At 74.3% G+C, this 237-nt stretch carries 1 protein-coding gene; it reads right to left on the bottom strand.

What is annotated here, in order from left to right; translation table 11 throughout:
* Positions 1–237: SDR family oxidoreductase (locus SB772_RS45465; protein WP_410839212.1), on the bottom strand; the 237-nt coding region annotated here is incomplete at both ends.

Below are 237 nucleotides of genomic sequence, written 5' to 3'. Positions count from 1 at the left end.
CAGTCGAGGCTCGAACCGTGGTGCACGTAGCCGGCGCAGTTGAACAGCACGTCGAACGCGCGCTCCTGCGCGGCGAGTGCCGCGACCTCGCCCGCGTCGGTCACGTCGAGCCGCCGCGTCGTCAGGCGGCCGCCCGCGCGTTCGGCGTCGGCCGCGAGTTGCGCGAGCGCGGCTTCGTTAATGTCGGTCGCCAGCACGTCGGCGCCCTCGCTTGCGAACCGCAGCGCGGTCGCGCGG

The organism is Paraburkholderia sp. SIMBA_030, assembly GCF_046535245.1.
Lineage (GTDB): Bacteria > Pseudomonadota > Gammaproteobacteria > Burkholderiales > Burkholderiaceae > Paraburkholderia.
This window is presented reverse-complemented; position numbering and strand designations above follow the sequence as displayed.